Here is an 8,806-nt window from a genome sequence, read left to right as displayed (position 1 = left end):
GGCCGACACGGTCTGTTCACCGGTATTGAGCAGCGCGTTGTAGAGTGCGATGCCGAGCAGGCCGCCGCTGCCGACGAAAGCCGATGCGTGGCGCTTTCTCGCGTGCGGCCTGCTCGGCATCGCACTCTACAACGCGCTGCTCAATACCGGCGAACAGACCGTGTCGGCCGGCGCGGCGAGTTTCATCGTGAACACGCTGCCGATCTTCACCGCGTTGCTGGCCGCCGTGTTTCTGCGCGAGCGCTTCAATCGCTGGGGCTGGCTCGGGTCGCTGGTCAGCCTGGCCGGCATCGCGGTGATCGCGCAAGGGCAGCCCGGCGGCCTCGTCCTCGGCTCCGGAAGCACGCTGATCCTCGGCGCGGCGCTGTGTTCGGCCAGCTATTTCGTGTTGCAGCGGCGGCTGATTCCCGTGTACGGCGCGCTGCCGTGCACCGCGTACACGCTGCTGGCCGGCTCGGTATTGCTCGCGCCCTGGCTGCCCGGCGCGCTCGTGTCGCTCGGCGGCGGGTCGCGCGACACGGCGCTGGCCGTCGTGGTACTCGGCGTCTTTCCCGCCGCGCTCGGGTACGCGACCTGGACTTTCGCGCTCGGCTACTTCGGCGCGGCGCGCGCGGCCAGCTTTCTCTACCTGACGCCGGCGGTCGCGACGCTGCTGTCGGTGGCGCTAACGGGCGAGCGGCCCGGCATCGCGACGGCGTGCGGCGGCCTGCTGGCGATTGCAGGGGTGATCGTCGTCGCGTTGCGCGGACGGTCGTAGGGTCGAGCTTGCAGTGGATTGCATGGCGACGCTCCGAAAGCACACGCGGGCCGGCCCAACACGCCCCCGTCTCTGCCGAACCCGATAAATGGTTCGGCCGGTGCAATCGGCACCCACTCACAGGCGCTACCGAACTTGACCGTTAGTTGCATCTCGGCAGCAATCGCTCTTGATGAAGCAGGACTCCGAAACCGGGGACGCGATTCTCGAGTGACCAAACTGTGCAGACAAATCGACCGAACAGTTCCCGATTGACCGCGCGTCAGTGTCCATGGCTTCGTCGCGGCGACCGGCCGAATAATGGATGCGGCCGTAAGGCCGACGACAGCGAATCGCAACCTGCGGCTCGCCGCAGTGCACGATTTCCGGCATCCGGAGCCTTCGACGGCCGGGCGTCGACCCGTGCCGCGCCGGCCCGCTACGGGATTCGCCGCAGCGCGCAAAAGCGGCTTCATATATATTCATACGATTGCGTGACGTCCAGCGGCAACGCAGGTCTGTCGGCCGGGCGCCATGCAAGTGAAGCCCGTGATGGGTATGGAGACTCGTCCGATCGCCCCGGCCCCGCAGCCGGCCAGTCGAGACGTCAATAGAAAGACATTCAATCCGGAGATGGCAGATGGAACGAAGCACTGTCGGCATGCGCTGCAAACCCCTGATCACCGTTGCACTGGCAGCCGCCGCGTTCGCGGCCGCGTCGAGCGCGATGGCCGACCAGGTCGTGAAGATCGGCAGCGTCGAACCGACGACGGGCGGTATCTCGCACCTCGGCAAGGACAATGAGAACGGCGCGCGCCTCGCGGTCGAGGAAATCAACGCGAAGGGCCTCACGATCGGCGGCAAGAAGATCACGCTGCAATTCGACGCGCAGGATGACGCGGCCGACCCGCGCCAGGCCACCCAGGTTGCGCAGAAGCTCGTCGACGACAAGGTCGTCGCCGTCATCGGCCACCTGAACTCGGGCACGTCGATTCCGGCGTCGAAGATCTACAGCGACGCGGGCATCGTGCAGATCTCGCCGTCGGCCACGAACCCGACCTACACGCAGCAAGGCTTCAAGACGACCTACCGCGTGGTCGCCACCGACGCGCAGCAGGGCCCCGCGCTCGCGAGCTACGCGCAGTCGAAGGGCGTGAAGAGCGTCGCGGTGGTCGACGATTCGACCGCGTACGGCCAGGGCCTCGCGAACGAGTTCGAGAAGAAGGCGAAGGCGCTCGGCCTGAAGGTGCTGTCGCACGACGCGACCAACGACAAGGCGGTCGACTTCCGCGCGATCCTGACGAAGATCAAGGGCGAGAACCCCGACGCGATCATGTACGGCGGCATGGACGCCACCGGCGGCCCGCTCGCGAAGCAGGCGAAGCAGCTCGGCCTGCGCGCGAAGATCCTGTCCGGCGACGGCGTGTGCACCGATTCGCTGGCCGAACTGGCCGGCCCGGCGGCCGACAACGTGCTCTGCTCGCAGGCAGGCGCGGCGCTCGAGAAGATGCCGGGCGGCGCGGGCTTCCTCGCGAAGTACCAGAAGCGCTTCAACCAGGGCATCAAGTTCGATGCGCCGTTCGCGTATGACGCGGTCTACATCGTGGTCGACGCGATGAAGCGCGCGAACTCGACCGACCCGGCGAAGATCCTCGCGGCAATGCCGGCGACGAAGTACGACGGCGTGATCGGCACGACGACGTTCGACGCGAAGGGCGACCTGACGCACGGGATCATCTCGATCTACGGCTACAAGGGCGGCAAGAAGACCTTCCTCGACCAGGTGAAGATGTAATCCGACGCGGCGCCGGCACGACGGGAACGCCACCCGTCGGCGTCGGCGCCGCGCGGGCAGAATACCGATTCACGGAGACGAAGCATCATGTGTGCAATGGCGTATGCGGAATTCCAACAGGAGTTGAAGAAGGCGCAGTTGACGGCGCGCGAGTTCGCCCGCCTGATCCGGATGAACGAAAGTTCGATCACCAACTATTCGAGCAAGGGCACCGTCCCTTCCCACCTCGCGGTCATCGCGAAACTGATCGGCACGCTGGCCGCGCACGAGATCGACTTCCGGCGCGTGATCCGACAAATGCGGATCGAGCCGAAACGGCCGCGCGGCGTCGGCGTGCTTCCCGCAGCGGAAAAACCGCGCTCGCGGAAAGCGGCGAAAGCCGACGCCTGACCAGCGCCGGCCCAGGTCGACAGCGGCACGGGGATTGCCGCTCGACGCGCGAGGGACGCGCCCTTACGGGCTGCACCGCTACAGCATCACCCCACCGCCCGCACATGATCGAGCAGCGCCTGCAGCGGATGGCGCACCTGCTTCGACGACAGGCGTTTCACCTGGCTGCGACACGAATACCCGGTCGCCAGCGCCTCGCCCTCCTGCTGCGCCCCGTCGACGTGCGCGGCCCACGACTGCGCATAGATCGTCTTCGACGTCGCGAGATTGCGCGCCTCGTGCCCGTACGTGCCCGACATCCCGCAGCACCCGGTCGCCTGAACCTGCAAGCGCAGCCCGCGACGCGCGAACACCTGCGCCCATTGCTTGCCGCTGTCGGGCGCATTGGTTCTTTCGGTGCAGTGCGGCAGCAACCGGTATGAAACCGTCGCCCCGCCCGCACCGGCTTGCGGCAGCGCATCCAGCAACCATTCCTGCGGCAGCGCGACCTTCGGCACGTCGGCGAGCCCGGTCACCTTCAGGTATTCCTGCCGATACGTGAGCGTCATCGCCGGATCGAGGCCGACCAGCGCGACACCCGAGCGCGCCAGTGCGGCCAGTTGCGTCGCGTTGCGGATCGCCGCCTTTTCGAATGCATGAAGAAATCCCTGCACGTGCAGCGCCTTGCCGTTCGGCGCGAGCGGTGCGAGCCACACCTGAAAGCCCAGGCGCGCCGCCAGCTCGATCAGCGTCGCCAGTTGCTCGGTATCGAAATAGCGCGTGAACGTGTCCTGCACGATGACGACGCTGCGCGCGCGCTGCGCCTCGCTGAGCGCGGCGAGCGCATGCGGGTCGGCCGGCTTCACGCGCCATGCGCGGATCACGGCCGCGAGATCGAAGCGGCTCAGCAGCGGGCTATCGACCATGCCGACCTGGCGCTCGAGCAGCGTCCTCACCCAGCCGGCGCCCATCATCCCGTTGTACAGCGCGGGCACGCGCGCCATCCACGGTATCGTGAATTCGAGCGAGCCGATCAGGTAGTCGCGCAACGGCCGCAGGTAACGCTGGTGATACAGCTGGAGAAAGCGCGAGCGAAACTCGGGCACGTTGACCTTGACCGGGCACTGCCCCGCGCACGATTTGCATGCGAGGCACCCGGCCATCGCGTCGTACACCTCGTGCGAGAAATCCGCGTCGCCATCGAGGGCGTTGCGGGCGTTGCGACTGTTGCGCCAGCGCTCCGCCAGCCCGCGCAGGAACGGCTGCCGCGTGCGCGCCGCCGCGACGACGTCGACGCCGGCCTGCCCTTGCAGACGCAACCATTCGCGCATCAGCGACGCGCGCCCCTTCGGCGACTGCACGCGTTCGCGCGTCGCCTTCCACGACGGACACATCGCGTCGTCCGGATCGAAGTTGTAGCACGCGCCGTTGCCGTTGCAGTGCATCGCGGTGCCGTAGCTTTGCCACACGCGCTCGTCGATCTGCCGGTCGTGGTCGCCGCGCGTCGGCACCTCGTCGATCTTCAGCAGCCGCAGCGTAGGGTCCGGCGGCGTCGCGATCTTGCCCGGGTTGAACTGGTTGTGCGGATCGAACGCGGCCTTCAGCTGCTGCAGCGACGGATACAGCTCGCCGAAAAACGCCGGCGCATATTCGGAGCGCACGCCCTTGCCGTGCTCGCCCCATAACAGGCCACCATGGCGCTGCGTGAGCCCGGCCACCGCATCCGACACGGGCCGCACCAGCGCGGCCTGCTTCGGGTCCTTCATGTCGAGCGCCGGGCGCACGTGCAGCACGCCGGCATCGACGTGGCCGAACATCCCGTACTGCAGCCCGTGGCCGTCGAGCAGCGCGCGGAATTCGGCGATGTACGCGGCGAGGTTCTCGGGCGGCACCGCGGTGTCCTCGACGAACGGCTGCGGACGCGCCTCGCCCTGCACGTTGCCGAGCAGGCCGACCGCGCGCTTGCGCATCGCATACACGCGCTTCACCGCGTCGTCGCCGGCCGCGAGCGTATGGCCGAGACGCTCGACGCTCGTATCGGTGCGCAGATGCTCGACGAACGCACGCACGCGTGCATCGACGTCGCGTTCGTCGTCGCCGCTGAATTCGATCAGGTTGATGCCGAGCGTCGGACGCGCGTCGTCCTGCGGGAAATACTCGGCCACGCTGCTCCACACGAAGTCCTTCATCGCCAGCATCAGTACCTTCGAGTCGACCGTCTCGATCGACAGCGGCGCGAGTTCGAGCAGCGCGCGCGCATCGCGCAGCGCGTCCATGAAGCCCGCGTAGCGCACATTGACCAGCACCGAATATTTCGGAATCGGCAGCACGTTGAGCTTCGCCTCGACGACGAAGCCGAGCGACCCTTCCGCGCCGCACAGCACGCTGTTCAGGTTGAAGCGGCCGTCGGGTTCGCGCAGGTGCGCGAGGTCATAGCCGGTCAGGCAGCGATTGAGCTTCGGAAATTTCGCGTCGATCAGCGCCGCCTTGTCGTCGCTGATGCGCCGCGCGGTGCGATACACCTTGCCGACGCGGTCCTGCCGCGCGCAGCGGCGCGCCAGTTCGTCGTCGTCGAGCGCGTCGCTGTGCAGCCGTTCGCCGCCCATCAGCACGAAATCGAGTTCGAGCACGTGATCGCGCGTCTTGCCGTACGTGCAGCTGCCCTGCCCGCTCGCGTCGGTGTTGATCATCCCGCCGACGGTCGCACGGTTCGACGTCGACAGCTCCGGCGCGAAGAACAGCCCGTGCGGCTTCAACGCCGCATTGAGCTGATCCTTGACGACGCCCGCCTCGACGCGCACCCAGCGCGCTTGCGCGTTGATTTCGAGGATCCGGTTCATGTTGCGCGACAGGTCGACGACGATGCCGTCGGTCAGCGACTGCCCGTTGGTGCCGGTGCCGCCGCCGCGCGCGGTCACCGCGACGTCGCGGTGCGCGGGTTCGGCCAGCAGTCGGGCCAGCAGCTGCACGTCATCCGCATGCGCGGGGCAGATCACCGCCTGCGGCAGGCGCTGGTAGATCGAGTTGTCGGTGGCCTGCACGGTCCGGTTCGCGTGGTCCGCACGGATTTCCCCGGCGAAGCCGGCGGCCTGCAGCGCGGCGAGAAAATCGCGGTAAACGTTCGCGGACGGGCTGGCGGGACGGGGCAACGGGGCGATCGACATGGTGCAAAGGCGCAATGTGGGTGGAGCCGGCCGGTTCACGCACGCCAAAACATGATTTTTTGGCAAGTTTCCGCCCAACCGGGAATTGCAGTATCTTTCGATCTTCCGCCAGAAACAAACGAATTCTTACCCGGCGAAGCTTGCATAAAACTCATGAATTACCGTCGCCTCACCCCGTCGATGTCACTGCTGCTCGTGTTCGAGGCCGCCGCGCGGCATGAAAGCTATACGCGTGCGGCCGAAGAACTGTCGCTGAGCCAGAGCGCGATCAGCCGGCAGGTGCAGACGCTCGAGGATCAGCTCGGCGTGCCGCTGTTCCGGCGCGAGGGCCGCTCGGTCAAGCTGACCGAAGTCGGCCGCCGCTACTTCGCCGAGCTGAGCGGCGCGCTCGGGCGCATCCGCGGCGCGACGCTGCAGGCGATGTCGCACCAGGCCGGCGCCGGCACGCTGCGGCTGGCCACCCTGCCGACGTTCGGCTCGAAATGGCTGCTGCCGCACCTGCACGGCTTCTACGCCGCGCATCCGGGCGTGACCGTGCACCTTCATTCACGGATCGGCGCGATCGATTTCCTCCACGACGACCTCGACGCGGCGATCACCGTCGGCGCGGGCGACTGGCCGGGCCTGCACGCGCACCGGCTGTACAACGAATTCCTGATCGCGATCGCGCCGCCCGACACGGGCCGCGGCCGCAAGGCCGACGCGCGCACGCCGGCCTGGGCCGCAAGGCAGACGCTGCTGGGCGTGACGAGCAATCAGCAGGCCTGGGCAGAGTGGTTCTCGCACTATCGGCTCGAGCATCGCCAGATGCGGATCGGTCCGAGTTTCGAGCTGACGTCGCACCTGATCCAGGCCGTGCGCGCGGGAATGGGGATCGGGCTGGTGCCGAAGGTGCTGGTGGAGGACGAATTGAGCCGCGGCGAGCTCGTGCCGATCGGCGACGCGATTACCAGCCAGCGCAGCTATTACCTCGTCTACCCGCCGGGCAACGAAACGCTGCCGTCGCTGGTCGCGTTTCGCGAATGGCTGCTGACGTCGTGCTGACGCGCTTGCGGCGACGTGCCGGTCAGGCGCGCCACTCGCCGAGAATCTGCTCGGCAAGGTAGTCGCACGGCGGCCGCGCGGACTGCGCGCTGCGCGCGAGCACGACCTCGAGTTCGCCGAGCGACGGCAGCCCGTGGCTCTCCGACAGCTGCAACAGGTGATCGGGCACGCAGCAGCGCGCGAGCGGCGCGATCGCGAGGCCGGCCTCGACCATGCTGAGCAGCCCGAGGAAACTCGGGCTTTCGTACGACATCCGGAACGGAATCTTCCGCCGGTTCAGCGCCTTGATCGCATGGTCGCGCGCCGTGCTGCCATGCGAGAACAGCGCAACCGGCAGCGGCCGCTCTTCCCACACGTTCCGTTTCGGCGATCCCGTCCAGACGATCGGCTCGAGCCGGATCAGCTCGCCGGACACGCCCTTGACCCGGGTCAGGCACGCGAGGTCGACCGTGTTGTCCTTCAGCATCGGCACGAGCGCGCTGCTCGGCTGGCCGATCACGCGCACTTCCACGCGCGGATGCATCGCGGCGAACTTCCCGAGCACCTGCGGCAGCAGCGACGAGATGTAATCGTCGGGCACGCCGATCGTCACGCGGCCGCGGATCTCCGGACGCACGACCGACGCCCACGCCTCGTCGCGCATCGCGAGCATCCGGCGGCCATAGTCGGCGAGCATCCTGCCGTCGTCGGTCGGCGTCACGTTGCGCGTGTCGCGGATGAACAGCGGCTTGCCGAGCGCGTCCTCCAGCGTCTTGATCTGCATGCTCACCGCCGACGGCGACCGGTGCACGGCCTGCGCGCCCTGCGCGAACGATCCGGATTCCGCGACGGCCACCACCATCGCGAGCACATCGAGGTCGAGCTTCTTCATGTGAATTCAGAAAAACTGATCAATCGATTCAGTTTATCCCGTTTTACTGTTCACCTCCATCGCCGGAGAATGAATTCCGTCAGCACTCACTCGACGCAGGAAGCGGAAAACATGCAAACGTCCGGATCGCTCTACGGGTTTCTCGTCATCGGCGGCATGCTCGCGGTCACGCCGGGGCCGAACATGGTCTACGTGATGTCGCGCTCGATCGCGCAAGGGCGGGCGGCGGGCCTCGTTTCGCTCGCGGGCGTGATGCTCGGCTACCTGTTCTACATGTTCGCCGCGGCGTTCGGCATCACGACGCTGTTCATGAGCGTGCCCTATGCGGGCAGCGTGCTGGGCGCGGTCGGGGCGACCTATCTGCTGTACCTCGCATGGCAGGCGGTGCGGCCCGGCGGCCGCTCGCCGTTCGAGGTGAAGACGCTGCCGAACGAGCAGCCGCTGCGGCTGCTCGCGATGGGCGCGACGACCAGCGTGCTGAACCCGAAGCTCGCGATGCTGTTCGTGTCGCTGTTGCCGCAGTTCATCGACTACGGGCATGGCAGCGTGTTCGGCCAGTCGCTGTTTCTGGGCTCGCTGCTGATCGCCGCGTTCGCGTCGGCCAACGGGCTGGTGGCGATCTGCTCGGGCAGCCTGGCGAAGTTCCTGCACGGCCGCCCGACGCTGCTGCTCGCGCAGCGCTGGGCGATGGGCGCGGTGCTCGGCGGCCTCGGCGTGGAAATGCTCGTCGAGGCGTCGAAGTCGGCGGGCATCGCGTAAGCATCGTGCCGCCGCGCGGGCCCGCACGATCGCGGGCCGCGCGCGGGCGGCGGCCCGCGTCACGCGGC

General features: G+C 67.6%; 6 protein-coding genes and 1 pseudogene. 5 read left to right on the top strand and 2 right to left on the bottom strand.

Annotation, left to right across the window (positions count from 1 at the left end; genetic code table 11):
* Window positions 1-58 precede the first annotated feature (58 nt).
* From H3O04_RS31340 to H3O04_RS31330, 3 genes and pseudogenes are all read left to right on the top strand, one after another.
* Window positions 59-757 (top strand): annotated as a pseudogene (locus H3O04_RS31340) (DMT family transporter); the annotation flags it as partial.
* A gap of 619 nt (window positions 758-1,376) precedes the next feature.
* The gene (locus H3O04_RS31335) at window positions 1,377-2,531 is read left to right on the top strand and encodes a branched-chain amino acid ABC transporter substrate-binding protein (RefSeq protein ID WP_006481031.1); all 1,155 of its coding nucleotides are present in this window, start codon (window positions 1,377-1,379) and stop codon (window positions 2,529-2,531) included.
* An 87-nt stretch (window positions 2,532-2,618) separates the two neighbouring features.
* Entirely contained in the window at window positions 2,619-2,921 is a 303-nt protein-coding gene (locus H3O04_RS31330) for a hypothetical protein (RefSeq protein ID WP_006481030.1), read from the top strand.
* 86 nt (window positions 2,922-3,007) lie between these two features.
* Here H3O04_RS31330 and ydiJ read toward each other — a convergent pair whose 3' ends face one another.
* The gene (gene ydiJ, locus H3O04_RS31325; RefSeq protein ID WP_202589164.1) at window positions 3,008-6,064 is read right to left on the bottom strand and encodes a D-2-hydroxyglutarate dehydrogenase YdiJ; all 3,057 of its coding nucleotides are present in this window, start codon (window positions 6,062-6,064) and stop codon (window positions 3,008-3,010) included.
* 153 nt (window positions 6,065-6,217) lie between these two features.
* On the opposite strand from ydiJ, the gene H3O04_RS31320 reads away from it, so the two are divergent.
* On the top strand, window positions 6,218-7,108 hold the full coding sequence (locus H3O04_RS31320) for a LysR substrate-binding domain-containing protein (RefSeq protein ID WP_041489524.1): 891 nt from the start codon (window positions 6,218-6,220) through the stop codon (window positions 7,106-7,108).
* Window positions 7,109-7,130: 22 nt separating this feature from the next.
* Here H3O04_RS31320 and H3O04_RS31315 read toward each other — a convergent pair whose 3' ends face one another.
* Window positions 7,131-7,979, bottom strand: coding sequence for a LysR substrate-binding domain-containing protein (locus H3O04_RS31315; RefSeq protein ID WP_202589163.1), 849 nt, complete (start codon window positions 7,977-7,979; stop codon window positions 7,131-7,133).
* A 111-nt stretch (window positions 7,980-8,090) separates the two neighbouring features.
* Here H3O04_RS31315 and H3O04_RS31310 point away from each other — a divergent pair, with 111 nt between their 5' ends.
* Complete coding sequence (locus tag H3O04_RS31310; RefSeq protein WP_053523905.1) at window positions 8,091-8,738, top strand: LysE family translocator; 648 nt, start codon at window positions 8,091-8,093, stop codon at window positions 8,736-8,738.
* Window positions 8,739-8,806 lie beyond the last annotated feature (68 nt).

The sequence above is a fragment of the Burkholderia sp. KCJ3K979 genome (genome assembly GCF_016759955.1).
Taxonomy (GTDB): Bacteria; Pseudomonadota; Gammaproteobacteria; order Burkholderiales; family Burkholderiaceae; genus Burkholderia; species Burkholderia orbicola.
Note: the sequence above shows the minus strand (reverse complement) of the source record. Positions and strands in the feature narration are given on the sequence as shown.